The sequence below is a fragment of the Massilia sp. genome (assembly GCF_046293535.1).
Taxonomy (GTDB): domain Bacteria; phylum Pseudomonadota; class Gammaproteobacteria; order Burkholderiales; family Burkholderiaceae_D; genus Telluria.
This window is the reverse complement of sequence record NZ_JBKBOV010000030.1, coordinates 42,819-60,794: the sequence shown is the minus strand read 5'-3', so window position 1 is coordinate 60,794 and position 17,976 is coordinate 42,819. Positions and strand designations below refer to the sequence as shown.

The following is a 17,976-nucleotide window of genomic DNA, read 5'->3' as shown; positions in this document are numbered from 1 at the left end:
GCCTTGAATTCTGCCGTGTGCACCTTGCGTTTCTTTGCTTCACCCATTTGCTGTCATCCTTTCGCGGACAACAGCTTAAACTACCCCGTGGTCGCTGTCTCAAAAGGTGGATCCACTATATCGAGGTGGGTTCGATGTTACTCCCTGCGGCCTGTACAAGCGCCTCTACCTGCGCTAGGAGGCGATGTCGCATGACCGACAACTTTGCCTTCGTTTCGACGAACGCATACGTCAGAGATCGCGGCAGGGCGGCTGCTGTGTACGCCTTCACCAGTGAGCCAAACGACCGCACAAAGAGTTGCGGGTCTGGCATTGCTGAGTCCGCTGCAATCACCTTCGCGTTGACCTTCCCGTGCCGTTGATAGCAATCCTGTAGGAGGGCAACCAGCTCCGGGCGGGTGTATCGGCGCAGTCGGCGAGCGTGCTCCGCCTGAACTCGCTCAAAGAAATCAAACGGAATGATCGGCTCGACCGCATCAGGATTCACGATCCAGTCAGAACGAGCGTTGCGTATGCGCTGATTAGACAGTTTGGAGGAGCGCCTGTTGTAAGCAAGAGCACCGCAGTATTTAATGTTGGATAGCACAGAGTGCACCATGGCCTGCGTCCAAGGCCGTCCGAACTCACTTGGCACCTGCTCGCTCTTCAACAACCTGACGATGGCTGCTTCGCTGAGTTGATCGTTCAAGTAGCACGAGTAAATCCTGCGTACCGTCGCGACTTCTTCATCAGGACCATGAATAAGAATCACCCGATCCGTAGCTGAGATTTTGGCTTCACCATATTCGAGCACAGCCCTTGGTTCGCCGCTGGCTTTGATGGCTAGGCGGCGCAGGCCGTACCCAGCGTGGCCGCCCTGCTTAAACCCCATCTCAATGAACCGGCACTGAGCAGCGAACACCTTCTCGGACAGCTCGCGACTGTACTCAGCGGCCATCACGCGCTTCATGCTTTTCAAGAGAGAATCGTAAGGGCCGCCATTGCCTGAGAACTGCTCGCCGCAGTAGATGACTTCGATACCTGCACGCCGGCAGGTATGCTCGTGATAGGCCGCCTCATCTATATCTTGGAATCGGCCCCAGCGGCTGATGTCGTACACGAGAATACGACTAAAATCAGGTCGAACCGATTGCACGTCGCTCATAAGTGCACGCAGACCGGCTCGACGCTTGATGTCGAGACCGCTTTTGCCGTCATCTGCGTACTCGCGGATGACAGCGATGCCATGTTTGCGAGCATATTCCTGAATTTTCGCGCGCTGGTGGTCGGTCGAATAGTCTTGACTCTCCGTCGACATTCGGACGTACATCACAGCACGGTCTTCGACCTCGTGCACCATATTCGTCTCCAACGTTGAGCCAGCTCAATAAGTACAACGGCTGTTGAAAGACTATATAAGGATGAGTAACCACGACGCACGAGAGAGCTATGAGTCCTTCAGTGTTGGCAACCGCCGTTGAGCTATCACGGCTTCACGGGGTTCGATTTGCTGCCGCCTACTTGCACGAAAGTGGCGTCAGCATCGAGGTGGCAATAGATCTGCTTACACGCTCGCCAGCGAGGTTACCGGACGCGGGGTCACAACTGTCAGGACAGTGGATCGTGAGACACCAAATTGCCTCGCCAGGGCGCTGATACTCTGCTTCCTAGCATAACCCTCCACGATCGCTCGGCGCTGTTCTTGCGTCAGCTTAGAAGGCCGTCCTAAAGACTTACCTTCTGCCTTGGCGCGAGCGAGTCCAGCTTGAGTACGCTCTACAATCAGATCGCGCTCCATCTCAGCCACAGCAGCCAGCATGGCAAGCATGAGCTTCCCGGCAGGCGATGTCAGATCAAGCTTCCCGAGCTGGAGCACGACGACCTCAACGTCGAGGGCCGCCAGCGTTTTGATGGTCGTTAGTACGTCTGGGGCATCGCGGCCAAGGCGGTCGAGCTTGGACACTACGACCGTGTCCTTCTTTCTCAACTTCGCCTGCATGTTGCTGAACTGTGGCCGCTGCGATGCGTGCGCTTTGCCGCTAACTATGTCGGCGAACCAGTACTCAACTGCATAGCCTGCACGTTCGATCTCAAGCCGTTGGTTGTCCGCCGTCTGCTCTACTGTTGACACTCGCCCATACCCAAACACTGCCATCACCGCTCCCCAAGAGTGTTGAAAAACCTCATCAATATATATCAACATGTTGATATATACAAAGGCTATTTTTCCAACACACTTTTAAAGGCTGACGACAAGGTGTTAGAAAATGGTCGATTTTCAACACATCCAATGCGGTAACCTTGCTCTACCCGAGGGTCAGTAGGTTGCCTCGCGAAATTCCGCATTACATGCGGAAATGATGCGGAGATTGTGTGGACATCTTGTGGAGCTAGAGAAAGAGATAGAAGTAGAAGAGAGTTCAAGCCCTCCTCTCCTAACCCTGACGGGTTAGGTACCCGTTCGCGACGACGGCAAGCCCGGTAGACCGCTCCTGTTTGCCTTCCATCCGCATCCTTCTGGTATGTAGCCAGCTCGTGACGATATGGATGCGCTCACCCAACAGTTCTATCACACGGTTTCAGGTGCTACACGCACCTGCGACGAGCTAGCAGTGTGTCAGAAATACAACAACAAACAAAATTCCAAGTTTTCTGAAAAGTGGTCTTAAGGTTGCTGGTAGCCGCTACATGTAGACCTTCGTAGACATGTCAGTGCGGCTTTGGAAAATGAAAAAAGACTCAAAATTTCAGCCGGCTCCCTCTCAAGGTAGCGTTCGCCCGGTACTCACTTTCAATGTTGGTGGTTACGTACCTCAGTACAAGTACAAGGTTGACGGAAGTTCTTCCCGCATGAGCATCAGCGAGACTGTCAGACAGGTCGTCCAGGAGCTTTACAGCAAAGAAGCGTCTACCATCAAGAACTACGGCATCGTAGACAGTGGGCGGCCCCAGAGCATGACCCTCTACGCAAGCCAGTGCACGACTGCTGGGCAGCCAAACACTGACGGTGAAGAAGCTGGCAACGATATCAACCGCATGCGAGGGAAGTGGCGCGCAGGTTCTGGCGAGCGACATCGGTTCCTACGAATGAGCGAGGTCTGTAAGAAGGTGGGGCTGGCGCGAAGTACCATTTACAAGCTGCTGTCGTTAGATGCATTCCCTCCTCAAATTCCGATAGGTCCCAGGGCCGTAGCCTTCTTAGAGCAAGAGGTCGATGAGTGGATGGCCAAACGCGTGGGAGATGCATCGTGAAGCATGCTGTCGAATTTCTTCATGATTTCCTTGAGAGCCTGAACAGCCAGCTTGTGCCGCACCAACAGAACGTACTGTTGGCATTGTCGGCAGGTAAAGAGGCAACGAGCAGCGATTTAGCTAGAGCAAACTTGCAGGACGCTCTTGTTCTGGGATGCGGAGAGCAGTGATGGGGGCAACCTGGATAAAAATGCGCACTAATTTGTGGGATGACCCGAGAATTTCCCGCTTATGCGATCTAACGGGGGCATCCGAAGCAACGATTATCGGAGGCCTCTACTGGCTTTGGTCAGTAGCAGACGAACATACCGAATCAGGGTTCATGCCTGGCCTTAGCCTCTCCGCCATTGATCGGAAGACCACCATCCCGCAGTTTTCGGCAGCGCTGATAGCAGTGGGATGGATTGCCGAGGAGCCAAGTGGAATCAGCATCACGCGTTTCAACGAACACAACGGAACCTCAGCCAAACGGCGTTCTTGCGACGCACGCCGGAAAGCAGCCGGCACTGCCAAAATCTCTTCCTCTGGAACAACAGTCTTTGGTACCAGAACAGCAGACTTTTTGGATTTAGAAACGACGGAAGAGTTTGACAGCAAAGTAGCTAGTTCGCCAACGCTTCTTGGGACGGCTGTCCCTGAACCGCGCCACTCAACACCATGTCCACACCAAAAGATCATCGATATCTACCATCGAATTTTGCCGATGTGTCCGAGAGTACGTGACTGGACGCCTGCAAGGCAGGCGCAGCTGCGGGCGCGTTGGAATGAGGACGTAGTACGACAGAATTTGGAATACTGGGAAAACTATTTCACTTATGTCAAGTCTTGCTCGTTTCTCGTTGGGCACCAATCGGATCCAAAAAAGCGCCCTTTCTTGGCGGATCTCGAGTGGCTAACCAAATCGTCGAATTTCACAAAGGTAAGGGAACAAAAGTATGAATAACTCTCCGCAAATTTTGCCGCATAGCGTTGAGGCTGAGCAATCTGTGTTGGGAGCCCTCCTCATTGACTCTAACAGCGTGGACAATATGGCATCGCTAAAGCCCGAGCATTTTTATCTGGCTGATCATGCCAAAATTTTCGAGGAAATAATACGTCAGATTGACAGCGGGACCTCGTGTGACGTTATATCCGTAGTCGCTGCATTAGATAAGAAAATCACGGACTGTGGGAGTTATCTAATATCGTTGGTCCACTCGACGCCATCGTCCGCGAACATTCGACGCTATAGTGAAATCGTGCGCGAGAAAGCAATCAAACGTGCCTTGGTTGCTGTTGGTCGTAAGATTGCGGAATCTGCTGGGGTCTCGCGAGAGCCCACAGATGTGTTGCTTGATCAGGCCTCATCTGAACTGGAACGACTTAGCAATGGCCAGACAAAAATTGTGCCGGTTCATGCCGGCGCAGACATGGTGGAATACTTCCGCGAGCTCGACCGTCGGTTAGAAGGTCGTGGCACAAGAACACCAACCGGTTTCGCTGAAATAGACGCAAAATTAAATGGAGGTGTGGCCCCAGGAGAGCTCATTGTCGTCGCTGCGCGACCAAAGATGGGGAAAACCGGCTTCGCCCTTAATGTCGCCTGCAATGTAGCCAAGCACTCAAGCGTACTATTTTTGTCTATGGAAATGCCGCGACAACAGCTCCACGATCGCAATGTTGCTTACCTCGGGCGCATTCCATTGCCATGGTTACTACAACCGTCACGACTGGGGCAGGACGAGTGGGCCCGAGTAACGGAATCAGTTCAAATCCTAAATACCATGCAGCTCTACCTAGATGACCAGGGCGGCTTGCGACTTTTCGACATCAAAATGAAAGCAAAAGCCTTGAAGCGTCGTCACGGCTTAGACTTGCTAGTCATCGACTATCTCCAATTGATGGATGGCGACGGAGACACGCGAAATGCACAGATTGAAGGAATCACACGTGGGCTCAAATCGCTTGCGAAAGAATTAGAAATAGGGATTATTTTGCTATCCCAGTTAAACCGTGATTTGGAAAAGCGTCCTAATAGAAGGCCCCAACCATCGGACCTCCGCGATTCAGGGGCGATTGAGCAAGACGCTGATGCTGTAATTTTCCTGTACCGAGACGAAGTATATGATCCAAACAGTAATGACAAAGGAATTTGCGAGGTTGATATTGCGCTATGTCGTCAAGGAGCTCCCGGTCGCGTGGGGTTGCGATATATTGGAGAAGAAACCCGATTCGAGTCGTTGGCAAGTCCGTGGCGCCCTCAAGCACAAGCAGAAACCAAGAGGGGGCTAGCTGCGCGACTTTAGGCCCGGAGGCCGTAAGGCATAAACAAGCCGCAGTACTTTGAGCGGGCGTCACGGCAGTTCGATCGACCCGCATAGGTAGAAATTATCATCTCAACGCCACAAGGTCTTCATTGATGTTCCTCGATGAAGTGGCGTTGGGTATGAGTTCTAACGGCGGCTGAGATGATAACGCTTTCACGTACTGCCCAAGCTGCTGCCATGCGCTCCTCTTCTCGTCTGCGTAATCATGATGGAGATAGTGCCTGCGTACTTTACTTCCAGGTAGGACATGGTTCTGGCAGCGATCGATCGTTTCCAATGGAATACCCAATTTTTGCATGATCGTTGCGCCAGTTCTACGCAGATCGTGCGGTGTCCAGGCACCATTTTTCCCTTTGGCCAGTACAAGTGTGTTATCGCTACGGCGGTTTTGTAGGCCAGAGCAATGCTCAATCCCTTGACTCTTTCTAAACATTGCCTGCCGGTCGGCGATCTGCTTGCTAACTGCTTTCGTATTGATATGGGTCAGCTTATCTCTGGATGGGAAACACCATTCACCTTCTCCCGAGATTTCATATAGTTGCCGAAATAATTCTGTGGAGAATTCAGATAGATAAACTGAGTGGTCAGAAAAATTCCCCTTCACATTATCGCGAGGAATAAACCACTTTCCTAATGCAAGATCTATATGTTCCCAGCGAGCCATTGACAATTCCCCAACACGGCACATAGTCGACAGCATAATTCCTACCGCTAGCTCGGTGTGCCGCTCAATCGGCTGCACAGCTACGCGCTTATTGGGCGCCGCCTCATATTGAGAACGTGACTTACGGAATATCGAATAAAGCTCGCTGATCTCAGTTATTTCAAGCACACGATCGCGTCGGTTATGAAGGTCATATTCTGGGCTCACAATCTTTTCGATCTCAATAAGGGACATAGGATCACCTTCGATCAAAAGCTTCCGCCAGGGCTGGCGCTTGCCGGCCCAAGCAAACATTTGCGTCAGGTTATTCTTAGCTATGACGGCTGTACGGTTTACTCCGCGGTCAACTATGGAGCGTAGAACGGCTCGCACATCATGCTCTGTAACATTCCTTAATGGCTTCTGCCCAAGCACGGGCAATATGTCTAGGTTGAACGTTCGACGAAGTTCTGCGTTACCGTCCTTACGCCGTACACCATCTCTTAACCAAGCCTCGAATAGGTCCCCTAGAGTTAGCAGATCAGCCTGTGCTAACAACCTAGCTCGTTCCGCCTCAATACTTTCTGTCTGTGCCTTCGTTGCAAGTCGATCCAACTCCAACTGAATATGGAGTTTGGGATCTAAGCCTCGCTTCCGCCAGTCAGTAACTTCAGCAGCCACCCTACGAGCAATCTCAAGCGAGAGACGAGAGTTCTCTGGAAGGCGATACAGACCGATGTCGAATTCCGAAATATTCGCTTGGTACTCTCCTAGCCGCAGATAGGAAGACTTTTTTCCCACCTTGTATGCGTACATCCACGTTTTGGAAGTTGCTCCTGAACTGCCACGTCGAAACCGGAGGTACAGTCCGTTACCATCCGTCACTATTTCGTCATCACGAGTGAGCTTATGCTTTTCAATTTTTGTTGCTGTCAGTCTATGCGCTGCCATCGTTGTCGCGTTGCCCCATTCCGATGTTGGTAAGAAACCGGTAAGAAAAAGTGCTCGGCTTCTAGTGTACATAAGTGTACGTTGCGAGACAACAAGATTGCCACAAGTCGTTGAAATATATAGGTAAAATTTTAGACCATAGACAGTTGTAGATGTCTATGGACATTTCGGCGACCTAAATGGGGTGCAGGGGGTCGGAGGTTCGAATCCTCTCGCCCCGACCAACAATATCAAGGGCTAACCATCGGTTGGCCTTTTCTTTTTTGTGGCTCCGTAATGCCTACAGAGCCCATCCATGTCCGAGCTGACTTCGAGCGCCAGACAAGCATTGGAATGGCACTTCGGCGAGACGTCGGACGTGTGTATTTCGCCCAGTCTTGGCTCTGCGCCGTGACAAATCTGCTCGCCGCAATCTTCGTTTGGTTCGGTCATGCCCGAACTGCTAGCGGTGTGGCGGCTGAGCTTGTGTACGCTTGTACTGCTCATCCTGCCGTGCCCATGACCCAGCAAACTTCTTTAGCAGCTCCAGGTCATAGGATGCATAGTCCACTGGCATGGTCTGCCGTGATACGCTGATTTCGAAAGCCGGAGGCTGGACGGGGGAATCTGGCATGAACGGCGTTGGCGTGTAATAGATGAGCCATCGTTTTGGGTATTCGGCTCGCGGCGACTCGTCCCCGGATGTAGGGGGGACCCATTCCGCGCTCAAGACCCCGCGCCCACAAACAGTCTTGCCGGATTCGATCGTGAACGTATCGCCGGGATTCAGCTTCCCCTTGTATGAGCGCTCGACGCGAAATTTGGCGCGCTCTACGATGGATGAAAAATGGGGGAATGTCTTATCCGGGACCGACACATTTCTGACGTCGCTGACAAGCGCAACGACCACAAATTCCGCATTGTCGAAATTCGACTTCACGCGCTTTGGCGAGTCTTCCCAAAACTCAGGTGCAACTGGCCCGCATGCCATCACGCCAGACGACGCAGAGCAGGACAGGAAGGCAGCAAGAATGAAAGCTCGCATCAGGTATTCCTTGCGCATGCGGTTGCGGATAAGATTCAACAGTCGACCCAGGTCCGCTCACGATCATCACGGGCCCTGCCTATTTCCACTCCCCTCTCAGGGCCAGCACCTGCTGCTGCAGGTACTCGGGCGAGGCCGCCTCGGGCGCCACCGGCTGCCCCACCGCCAGCGCCAGACGCGAGCGGATTCCGCGCGCAAACGAGCGCTCGAACACGTTCGACTTGTCGCGCGTGAACACGCTGCCCCATAGCCCGCGCAGCGCCATCGGGATCACCGGGACCTTGCTGCGCTCGACGATCTTGGCGACCCCGCTGCGGAATTCATTGATCTCGCCGGTATGGGTCAGTTTGCCTTCCGGGAAGATGCACACCAGCTCACCCTGGTGCAGCGCTTCCGCGATGTCGACGAAAGCGCGCTCCATCATGAACGGGTCTTCCTTGCCAGGCGCGATCGGGATCGCCTTGGCGGCGCGGAAGATCCAGCGCAGGAAGGGCGTGCGGAAGATGCGGTGATCCATCACGAAGCGAATCGGGCGCGGGCTGGCGGCGCCGATGACCAGCGCGTCGACATAGCTCACGTGGTTGCAGACCAGTACCGCCGCGCCCTGCTCCGGAATGCGGTCGGCGTCGATGGTGCGCACGCGGTAGCCGGTGTGGATCAGGAGCCAGGCCAGGAAGCGCATCAGGAATTCCGGCACCAGCGAGAAGATGTACACCGCCACGCAGGCATTGAGCAGCGCGGTCACCAGGAACATCTCGGGAATCGTGAAGCCCTGCCCCAGCAGCACGATGGCGACCCCGGCGGCGGCCACCATGAACAGCGCATTCAGGATGTTCATGCCGGCGATGGTGCGCGAGACGTGCTTCTGGTCGCAGCGGGTCTGGATCAGGGCGAACAGCGGCACGATGAACAGGCCGCCGAACACGCCGATCAGGACCAGGTCCAGCATGATGCGCCATACGCCCGGCAGGCCCAGCAGCGCGATCGCATCCACCGGCGCCGTGTTGGTGTAGGCCACGCTCGCGAAATACAGGTCGATCCCGAACACCGACAGGCCGATCGCACCGAAAGGCACCAGGCCGATCTCCACCTTGCGGCCGGACAGTTTCTCGCACAGCAGGGAGCCGGCGCCGATCCCGAGCGAGAACACGGTCAGGAGCAGCATGATCACGCTGTGGTCGCCGTGCAGGTAATCCTTGGCGTACAGCGGGAACTGCGACAGCATCAGCGCGCCGTAGAACCAGAACCAGGAATTGCCCAGCATCGACAGGAACACGGTGCGGTTCTGGCGCGAGAACTTCAGGTTGCGGATCGACTCGGCAAACGGGTTGCGGCTGATTTTCAACTCGGGCGCCGGCGCCGGCGAGGGCGGAATGCGCCAGCTGGCGGCCAGGCCGAGCAGTGCGCACAGCAGCGTGCCGCCGGCGACCAGTTCGATGCCCCAGGGCTTGATGCCGACCAGCAGCGTACCGGCGACTTCGCCCAGCAGGATGCCGACAAACGTGCCCATCTCGATCACGCCATTGCCGCCCACCAGTTCGTCGGATTTCAGGTGCTGCGGCAGATAAGCGTACTTGACCGGCCCGAACAGGGTCGAGTGCAGGCCCATGCCGACCACCGCGGCGACCAGCACCCACAGCGTCTGGGTCAGCCAGCCGATCCCGGCCACCAGCATGATGGCGATTTCCAGCAGTTTGACGAACCTGGCCATGCGCGCCTTGTCGAACTTGTCGGCGATCTGGCCCGAGGTCGCCGAGAACAGTACGAAGGGCAGGATGAACAGGCCGGCGATCAGGTTGTTCAGCATGCCCGGATCAAGCGTGGTCCAGTTCGCCGTGTCGAAGGTCAGCGCGACCAGCAGCGCGGTCTTGAACAGGTTGTCGTTGAAGGCGCCAAAGAACTGGGTCCAGAAAAAGGGGCCGAAGCGACGCTGGGTCAGCAGGGAGAACTGGCTTGGTTGGCTCATGCAGCTTGTCTTGAACGAGAGTTTCGTAATCTACAACAGCCACTGGGCTATTGCTCTGTTTCATCGTTGTATTGCCGATACTAAACCGTAAAGTGGCGGCTGGCGATACCGGATGGGTAAAAAGCATAGACCGCCAAACGGTTCAAGCGGCGCGCCATGTCAACCGGAGGCATTGATAAAGTTGATTGAAACGTCTCAAGCACCGGTACATACAACATGATTGTGCAGCGCAGCGCAGGTAGAATCCGCGGATGACTTCTTCCGACTTCCTCCTCCGCTACGCCAGCGTGACAACCGCGCTGTTCGACCACATCGAACACGACATGCTGGCCCTGTCCTGTGCCTTCATCGACGATGACGACACCGCGCCACCAGCCTGGCAGGATGCCCTGCCCCCGCATGCGATGCAACGGCTTGATCTACCGCAGACCTGAGGCGCCGGGCAAAAAAAATGATTCAATTTTGCGAGCAAGGCCGCAAAATTGAATCATGTGATGCCCGGCCGCCGCTCCGGCGACCACGGTCTCAGGCCAGCGTTTCCAGGCGAATCCGCGTCACCTTGCCGATCACGGCCGGCAGCTTCTCGATCTTCTCGATTGCCGCGATGATGTTCTTCTCGCGGGTCTGGTGGGTCAGCAGGATGATGTCGAGGTTGACCTGGTCGCCCGGCTCCTTCTGCAGCACCGCGTCGATCGAGATGCCGGCATCGGCCAGGATGCGGGTCAGGTCGGCCATCACGCCGAGCTGGTCCTTCACATACACGCGCAGGTAGTAGCTGGTGGTGATCTCGGCCATCGGCACGATGGCGACGTCGGTCATCTCGTTCGGCTGGAAGGCCAGGTGCGGCACGCGGCAGTACGGGTCGACGGTGGCCAGGCGGGTCACGTCGACCAGGTCGGCGATCACGGCCGAGGCGGTCGGCTCGGAACCGGCGCCCCTGCCGTAGTACAGCGAAGCGCCGACCGCATCGGCCTGCACCAGCACCGCGTTCATCGCGCCTTCGACGTTGGCGATCAGGCGCGTCTCCGGAATCAGGGTCGGGTGCACGCGCAGTTCGATCCCCTCGCCGCTCTCGGTATGGGTGCGGCGCGTGATGCCCAGCAGCTTGATGCGGTAGCCGAGCTGCTCGGCATACGAGATGTCGCGCGCCTGCAGCTGGCTGATGCCCTCGATGTAGGCCTTGTCGAACTGCACCGGGATGCCGAAGGCGATCGCCGACATGATGGTGAGCTTGTGCGCCGCGTCCACGCCCTCGATGTCGAAGGTCGGGTCGGCCTCGGCATAGCCCAGCTCCTGCGCCTGCTTGAGAACGGTGGCGAAGTCCAGGCCCTTCTCGCGCATTTCCGACAGGATGAAATTGGTGGTGCCGTTGATGATGCCGGCCACCGATTCGATACGATTGGCGGTGAGGCCTTCGCGCAGCGCCTTGATGATCGGCACGCCGCCGGCGACGGCCGCCTCGAAGGCCACCATCACGCCCTTTTCCTGGGCCGCGGCGAAGATCTCGTTGCCGTGCAGGGCCAGCAGCGCCTTGTTCGCCGTGACGACGTGCTTGCCGTTGGCGATTGCCTTGAGCACCAGCTCACGCGGCAGCTCGTAGCCACCGATCAGCTCGACGACGATGTCGATGTCCGGATGATTCACCACGGCGAAGGGGTCGCCGACGACTTCCACGCCGGCGCCCACGATCCCGCGCGCCTTGTCCAGGTTGCGCGCCGCCACCATCGTAATCTCGATCCCGCGGCCGGCGCGGCGGCGGATGTCCTCCTGGTTGCGTTGAAGAACGTTGAAGGTGCCGGCGCCGACGGTGCCGATGCCCAGGAGGCCTACTTTGATGGGTTTCATGATCTCGTATCTCGTGAATGAGCGAACTGAGGACCGTTCGGACCGTCAGCGCGTGTGGCGCCTTCGGTAGCCGTCAAGGAAGCGCGCAATGCGTCCGCAGGCATCCGTCAGGTCGTCGGAATTGGGCAGGAACACCAGCCGGAAGTGGTCCGGTGCGATCCAGTTGAAGCCAGTGCCTTGCACCAGCAGCACTTTTTCCTCGGACAGCAGTTCGCAGATGAACTGCTGGTCGTCCGCGATCGGGTACATCTTCGGGTCGAGGCGTGGGAACATGTACAGCGCCGCTTTTGGCTTGACGCAGGACACGCCCGGAATATCGGTGAGCAGCTTGTGCGCGAGGTCGCGCTGTTTCAGGAGGCGCCCGCCGGGGCCGACCAGGTCGGCGATGCTCTGGTAGCCGCCAAGCGCGGTCTGGATCGCGAACTGGCCCGGCGCGTTGGCGCACAGGCGCATCGAGGCCAGCATGTTCAGGCCTTCGATGTAACCCTTGGCGTGGCGCTTGTCGCCCGACACCACCATCCAGCCGGCCCGGTAGCCGCAGGAGCGGTAGTTCTTGGACAGGCCGTTCAGGGTCAGGAACAGCACGTCGTCGGCCAGCGAGGCGATCGAGACGTGCTCGGCGCCGTCGTACAGGGTCTTGTCGTAGATCTCGTCGGCGTAGACGATCAGGCCGTGCTGGCGCGCCAGCTCGACGATCTCGAGCAGCACCTCGCGGTGGTACAGGGCGCCGGTCGGGTTGTTCGGATTGATGACGACGATGGCGCGCGTGTTCGGCGTGATCTTCCTGCGCATGTCCTCGATGTCCGGCAGCCAGCCGGCCTGCTCGTCGCACACGTAGTGCACCGGATTGCCGCCGGCCAGGCTCACCGCCGCGGTCCACAGCGGATAATCGGGCGCCGGCACCAGCACCTCGTCGCCGTTGTTGAGCAGGCCCTGCATGGCCATCACGATCAGTTCCGATGCGCCATTACCCAGGTAAATGTCGTCGATGCCGACGCCTTCGATGTTCTTGCTCTGGGTATAGTGCATGACCGCCTTGCGCGGTGCGAACATGCCCTTGGAGTCGGTGTAGCCGGCCGCGCCGTGCATGTTGCGGATCATGTCGTGCACGATCTCGTCGGGCGGATCGAAACCGAACACGGCCAGGTTACCGATGTTCAGCTTGATGATCTTCTGGCCGTCGTCTTCCATCTCGCGGGCCTTTTCCATGGCCGGGCCGCGGATTTCGTAGCAGACGTCGTCCAGCTTGTTCGATTTCAGGATCGGTCGCAAAGTATCCCCTGTGAGCTAGGTCTCGCGCTTGCGCTTTGTTGCAGTGCGAAAAATACCCATTCTGCCGAAAGCGCCCGATTTAAGCAACCTCACCCCCTCCCGACCGAATAAAATCCTGCCGAAACGCCGCCAAACGGGCCTGGCTTGCCGTCCATCCGCCCCGGATGCGGGACGGCGCGCCGCTGCGGTTACAATGCATGCTTCGACGCCAACACCGCAAGCGCACTACGATGAAGCTCCATTCCGACAATACCCAGCAGTACCAGACCGTCACCGGCTATGACGCCAGCGGTGTCGAGATCAACGCCCAGCGTTTCAACTTCAGCCTGACGGTGATGCCGGAGGTGCCGCCGCGTCCCTGGAACGTGCGCCGTTTCGAGGACCTGAGCGCCGCCCATTTCGAGGAAATCGCCAGGGATGCGCCCGACGTCGTGGTGCTCGGCACCGGCGAGCGCCAGCGTTTCGTCCACCCGAAACTGGTCGCCAGCCTGTCCGCCATGCACGTCGGCGTGGATTGCATGGACAACCAGGCCGCCTGCCGCACCTACAACGTGCTGATGGGCGAAGGCCGCAAGGTCACGCTGGCCCTGATCATCGGCAGCGGCACCTGATTCCCGCCCTGCCGCGTTCCGAGCCGCCGCGCCCAGGCGCGGCGCGTCCCCGGTCGCGTCCTTCCAGTCCCTGCAATCCACCACGACCATGAACGCATCGGCCTTCGCCTTCATCATCACCGGCGTCATCCTGAACGCCGCCGCCCAGCTCCTGCTCAAGGCCGGCACCAACGCCCTCGGCGGCGCCATCCACCTCACCCGCGACAACTGGTTCATGACCGGCCTGAAAGTCGCCACCCAGTGGCCGATCGTGCTCGGCATGCTGTGCTACGGCGTCTCGCTGGTGGTCTGGATCCTGGGCCTGTCGCGCACCGACGTCACGGTCGCCTACCCGATGCTCTCGCTCGGCTACGTGATCGGCGCCGTGGGCGCCTGGATGTTCCTGGGGGAAGTGATCTCGCCGCAGCGCATGCTGGCGCTCGGCGTCATCGTGCTGGGCGTGGTGCTGCTGGCGCGTAGCTGAGCCCAAATTATTTCCATTTTGCATCTTGAAGGAATGAAAACCTGCGCCATATTGCGGATTGAGACCCGGTCCGCACCAGCATTGTCCCCATGTTTGATGTAAATACGGACTAGCAAGGGGCGGCCGCGCCGATTATCATGCCGGTATCCGCTGCCCTGCAGGGACCCGGCGCCAGTGCGCCATGACACCAGGAGAATCCCGTGGCCGAGAGCCAAACCGCCGCAACCGTCGACAATTTCACCGCTCCCATGACGGGAGGCCAGAGCTTCGAGCTGGCCGGCCGTCCGGCAAAGTACACCGTGCTGTACTTTTATCCCAAGGACAACACGCCGGGCTGCACCACCGAGAGCATCGCCTTTCGCGAAGCCTACCCGGAGTTCCAGGCCGCCCATGCCGAGATCTACGGCATCAGCCGCGACTCGCTGCGCTCGCACGAAAACTTCAAGGGCAAGCTGGGCCTGCCCTTCGAACTGATCTCCGATCCGGAGGAAACGGTCTGTAACCGGTTCGGTGTCATGAAGATGAAAAACATGTACGGCAAACAAGTGCGCGGTGTTGAGCGCAGTACGTTTATCATTGACGCTCAAGGCCGATTGGTGAAAGAATGGCGTGGCGTGAAAGTCAACGACCACGTGGCCGAAGTGCTGGAATTTCTGAAGAGCCAGCCCTGAAAACGGATGGCTCCAGCAACCCAGTTACCGATAACTTTGCTGGACATTGCCACCTATTTTGAGTCACCACGTATTTCATCAGCATTATTCTTCCCGCTGCTGCCGGACCGGCATCCTCCGGCCGCAGCCCTCAAGCTGGCATCGCCAGCCTCAGCACCACCTCCAAGTAGCATCGTTTTCGTGCAGCGGCGCGCCCCGAGCTGCGCCCGCACGTCCTATTTAAGTCCTTTTTCGAATCGAGAACCTGATGCCACTGCCAAAAATGCCAAGCAAGCCAGCGACCATGCTGCTGGCAAAAGATTATCCCAAGGCCGAACCGGGCAAGTCGCCCGTGCGGCCGGCGTCCGCGACCGCTGACGCCGAACTCGAAGAACTGATCAGCGGCCAGGCCGTGCCGACGCCGAAGGCGGCCCGGGCACGCAAGGCCAAGGCCGCCGCCGCCCCTGCGGCCCCTGCCGCCAATGATGCGGTCGCCGCAGGCACGACCGGCACCGCTCCCGTCAACGTCGTCGGCGCACCCGCCGCCGCAGCGCCGACCGGCGGAGCCCCGCTGGCCAAGGGCCCGGCCCGCAAGTCGAATGACGGCGTCGGCGCACGCCTGCGCGAGCTCGATGCCGACCAGCCGCATCCGGCCAAGCACAAGCCGGTCGAAGTCAACGTCAAGTCCTCCACCAGCCGCAAGGCCGACAAGAGCGGCACCACCAAGGTGTTCGTGCTCGACACCAACGTCCTGATGCACGATCCGACCTCGCTGTTCCGCTTCGAGGAACACGACGTCTACCTGCCGATGATGACGCTGGAAGAGCTCGACAACCACAAGAAGGGCATGTCGGAAGTCGCGCGCAACGCCCGCCAGGTGGCGCGCACCCTCGACGCCCTGATCGCCAACGTCGACGACGACGCGATCGAGGCCGGCATCCCGCTGGCCAAGCTCGGCAACAAGGATGCGCGCGGGCGCCTGTACTTCCAGACCAACCTGGAATCGGCGCCGCTGCCGGAAGGCCTGCCGGAAGGCAAGGCCGACAACCAGATCCTGGGCGTGGTGCGTGCGCTGGAAGAGCGCATGGACGGCCGCGCCATCGTGCTGGTGTCGAAAGACATCAACATGCGCATCAAGGCCCGTGCGCTGGGCCTGCCGGCCGAGGACTACTTCAACGACCACGTGCTGGAAGACACCGACCTGCTGTACTCGGGCATCGTCCAGCTGCCGGACGATTTCTGGAACAAGCATGGCAAGGACATGGAGTCCTGGCAGGAGAACAAGAACGGCAACTCGGCCACCTATTACCGCGTGACCGGTCCGGTGATCCCGACCCTGCTCGTGAACCAGTTCGTGTTCATCGAGCCGCGGGGTGGCGAAGCGCCCTTCTACGGCCAGGTCAAGCAGATCAACGGCAAGACCGCGGTGTTCCAGACCCTGCGCGACTACAGCCACAACAAGAACAACGTGTGGGGCATCACGGCGCGCAACCGCGAGCAGAACTTCGCGCTCAACCTCCTGATGAATCCGGAGTGCGACTTCGTCACCCTGCTCGGCCAGGCAGGCACCGGCAAGACCCTGCTGGCGCTGGCCGCGGGCCTGGCGCAGGTGCTGGAAACCAAGCAGTACAACGAGATCATCGTCACCCGCGTCACGGTGCCGGTGGGCGAGGACATCGGCTTCCTGCCGGGCACCGAGGAAGAAAAGATGTCGCCGTGGATGGGCGCTTTCGACGACAACCTGGAAGTCTTGATGAAGTCCGACAGCGACGGCGGCGACTGGGGCCGCGCCGCGACGCAAGACCTGATCCGTTCGCGCATCAAGATCAAGTCGCTCAACTTCATGCGCGGCCGTACCTTCGTGAACAAGTTCCTCATCATCGACGAGGCGCAGAACCTGACGCCGAAGCAGATGAAGACCCTGGTCACGCGCGCCGGTCCCGGCACCAAGATCCTGTGCCTGGGTAACATCGCCCAGATCGACACGCCCTACCTCACCGAAGGCTCGAGCGGCCTGACCTACGTGGTCGACCGCTTCAAGGGCTGGAGCCACAGCGGCCACGTCACCCTGGCGCGCGGCGAACGCTCGCGCCTGGCGGACCACGCCAGCGACGTGCTCTAAGCCCGCCGATCCCGCCTGCCGCCGCGGCGGCAGGCGCAGTCCGGAACGCTCACCGCAAGGTGGGCGTTTTTCTTTTGCGCCTACTATTCGCCACGCATGATCTTCCTGCTCAAACTGCTGCTCGTCCCGATCCTGATCGCCCTCGTCACCCTGGCCGGCCGACGCTGGGGGCCGGGCGTGGCCGGCCGGCTGTCCGCCTTTCCCATCGTGTCCGGCCCGATCCTGCTGGTGCTCGCGCTCGAACAGGGACCGGCCTTCGCAGCCGGCGCGGCCGCCAACACGCTGCTGGCGGTACTGGCCATCCTGGTCTTCAGCATCGCCTATGCACGCTGCGCCCACCTCGGCCTGCCGCGCGCATTGACCGCCGCCCTGCTCGCCTATGGGCTGGCCGTGCTGCTGCTGCTGCAGGCCCAGGCCATGGCGCCGCCGCTGTGGGCCGGCTTCGCCGCCGTCGTGCTCGCGCTGCTGCTGGCGCCGCGGCTGTTCGGTCCGGCGCCGGCGCCGGCCGCCGCCAGGCCGGCCAATGACCTGCCCTGGCGCATGCTGGCCGGCGCCGCGCTGTCGCTGAGCGTGACGTATGCCGCCGCCGGTCTCGGTCCGCGCCTGTCCGGCCTGTTCGCGATGTTCCCCGTGATGAGCACGGTGCTGGTGGGCTTCTCGCACCGCGCCAGCGGGCCGGACTTCGCGGTGGCGCTGCTGCACGGCATGGTCAACGGCTACTATGCCTTTGCCGTGTTCTGCCTGGTGCTGTCGCTGCTGCTGCGCTCGCAGACGATCGCCGTGGCCTTCCTGTCGGCGACCGGCGCCGCACTGCTGGTGCAGGTGGGAGTCAAATGGATCGTGCAGCGTTCTTGCGCGCCGCAGCGTGCCGGCGAAGAGAAGGCGGCATAGA

The 17,976-nt window shown here is 59.0% G+C and carries 16 protein-coding genes and 1 pseudogene; 10 read left to right on the top strand and 7 right to left on the bottom strand.

The genetic code is table 11. The features are described from left to right. Window positions 1–115: 115 nt before the first annotated feature. Both ACK4S9_RS16025 and ACK4S9_RS16020 read right to left on the bottom strand, forming a co-directional pair. Window positions 116–1,339 (bottom strand): recombinase family protein, encoded by a 1,224-nt coding sequence (locus tag ACK4S9_RS16025; protein ID WP_409727429.1) that lies wholly within the window; start codon window positions 1,337–1,339, stop codon window positions 116–118. Between the two features lie 204 nt (window positions 1,340–1,543). After that, on the bottom strand, window positions 1,544–2,134 hold the full coding sequence (locus tag ACK4S9_RS16020; RefSeq protein ID WP_409727426.1) for a recombinase family protein: 591 nt from the start codon (window positions 2,132–2,134) through the stop codon (window positions 1,544–1,546). 572 nt (window positions 2,135–2,706) lie between these two features. On the opposite strand from ACK4S9_RS16020, the gene ACK4S9_RS16015 reads away from it, so the two are divergent. Genes ACK4S9_RS16015 through dnaB form a run of 4 tightly spaced genes read left to right on the top strand, consistent with a single transcriptional unit; the run spans window position 2,707 to window position 5,516 of the window. Beyond that, window positions 2,707–3,231, top strand: coding sequence for a helix-turn-helix transcriptional regulator (locus tag ACK4S9_RS16015; RefSeq protein ID WP_409727423.1), 525 nt, complete (start codon window positions 2,707–2,709; stop codon window positions 3,229–3,231). Further along, entirely contained in the window at window positions 3,228–3,401 is a 174-nt protein-coding gene (locus ACK4S9_RS16010; protein ID WP_409727420.1) for a hypothetical protein, read from the top strand. Before ACK4S9_RS16015 ends, ACK4S9_RS16010 begins: the two co-directional genes overlap by 4 nt. After that, a complete protein-coding gene (locus ACK4S9_RS16005) occupies window positions 3,401–4,174 on the top strand; it encodes a hypothetical protein (protein ID WP_409727417.1) in 774 nt (257 codons plus the stop codon). Before ACK4S9_RS16010 ends, ACK4S9_RS16005 begins: the two co-directional genes overlap by 1 nt. Then, entirely contained in the window at window positions 4,167–5,516 is a 1,350-nt protein-coding gene (gene dnaB, locus ACK4S9_RS16000) for a replicative DNA helicase (RefSeq protein WP_409727414.1), read from the top strand. The genes ACK4S9_RS16005 and dnaB overlap by 8 nt, the downstream gene beginning before the upstream one ends. A gap of 85 nt (window positions 5,517–5,601) precedes the next feature. On the opposite strand, the gene ACK4S9_RS15995 is transcribed toward dnaB, so the two are convergent. The 3 genes from ACK4S9_RS15995 to ACK4S9_RS15985 all read right to left on the bottom strand — a co-directional run bounded on the left by ACK4S9_RS15995 (window position 5,602) and on the right by ACK4S9_RS15985 (window position 10,121). After that, complete coding sequence (locus ACK4S9_RS15995) at window positions 5,602–7,131, bottom strand: tyrosine-type recombinase/integrase (RefSeq protein WP_409727411.1); 1,530 nt, start codon at window positions 7,129–7,131, stop codon at window positions 5,602–5,604. A 442-nt stretch (window positions 7,132–7,573) separates the two neighbouring features. Then, a complete protein-coding gene (locus ACK4S9_RS15990) occupies window positions 7,574–8,194 on the bottom strand; it encodes a hypothetical protein (RefSeq protein ID WP_409727408.1) in 621 nt (206 codons plus the stop codon). Window positions 8,195–8,234: 40 nt separating this feature from the next. Then, complete coding sequence (locus tag ACK4S9_RS15985; protein ID WP_409727405.1) at window positions 8,235–10,121, bottom strand: MFS transporter; 1,887 nt, start codon at window positions 10,119–10,121, stop codon at window positions 8,235–8,237. 251 nt (window positions 10,122–10,372) lie between these two features. Here ACK4S9_RS15985 and ACK4S9_RS15980 point away from each other — a divergent pair, with 251 nt between their 5' ends. After that, a complete protein-coding gene (locus tag ACK4S9_RS15980) occupies window positions 10,373–10,555 on the top strand; it encodes a hypothetical protein (protein WP_409727402.1) in 183 nt (60 codons plus the stop codon). A gap of 91 nt (window positions 10,556–10,646) precedes the next feature. On the opposite strand, the gene ACK4S9_RS15975 is transcribed toward ACK4S9_RS15980, so the two are convergent. Beyond that, the gene (locus ACK4S9_RS15975; protein WP_409727399.1) at window positions 10,647–11,966 is read right to left on the bottom strand and encodes a homoserine dehydrogenase; all 1,320 of its coding nucleotides are present in this window, start codon (window positions 11,964–11,966) and stop codon (window positions 10,647–10,649) included. Window positions 11,967–12,011: 45 nt separating this feature from the next. Further along, complete coding sequence (locus tag ACK4S9_RS15970; RefSeq protein ID WP_409727396.1) at window positions 12,012–13,238, bottom strand: pyridoxal phosphate-dependent aminotransferase; 1,227 nt, start codon at window positions 13,236–13,238, stop codon at window positions 12,012–12,014. A gap of 230 nt (window positions 13,239–13,468) precedes the next feature. Between ACK4S9_RS15970 and ACK4S9_RS15965 the strand changes: the two genes are divergently transcribed. The 5 genes and pseudogenes from ACK4S9_RS15965 (at window position 13,469) to ACK4S9_RS15945 (ending at window position 17,975) form a co-directional block, all read left to right on the top strand. Further along, window positions 13,469–13,849, top strand: coding sequence for an Mth938-like domain-containing protein (locus tag ACK4S9_RS15965; protein ID WP_409727393.1), 381 nt, complete (start codon window positions 13,469–13,471; stop codon window positions 13,847–13,849). Window positions 13,850–13,904: 55 nt separating this feature from the next. Next, window positions 13,905–14,312, top strand: a pseudogene (locus ACK4S9_RS15960) (SMR family transporter); the annotation flags it as partial. Window positions 14,313–14,512: 200 nt separating this feature from the next. After that, complete coding sequence (locus ACK4S9_RS15955) at window positions 14,513–14,983, top strand: peroxiredoxin (RefSeq protein ID WP_409727390.1); 471 nt, start codon at window positions 14,513–14,515, stop codon at window positions 14,981–14,983. Between the two features lie 247 nt (window positions 14,984–15,230). Beyond that, complete coding sequence (locus ACK4S9_RS15950) at window positions 15,231–17,084, top strand: PhoH family protein (RefSeq protein WP_409727386.1); 1,854 nt, start codon at window positions 15,231–15,233, stop codon at window positions 17,082–17,084. Between the two features lie 96 nt (window positions 17,085–17,180). Then, window positions 17,181–17,975: a hypothetical protein gene (locus ACK4S9_RS15945; RefSeq protein ID WP_409727383.1), complete on the top strand. Its 795-nt coding sequence runs from the start codon at window positions 17,181–17,183 to the stop codon at window positions 17,973–17,975. Window position 17,976: the final 1 nt, after the last annotated feature.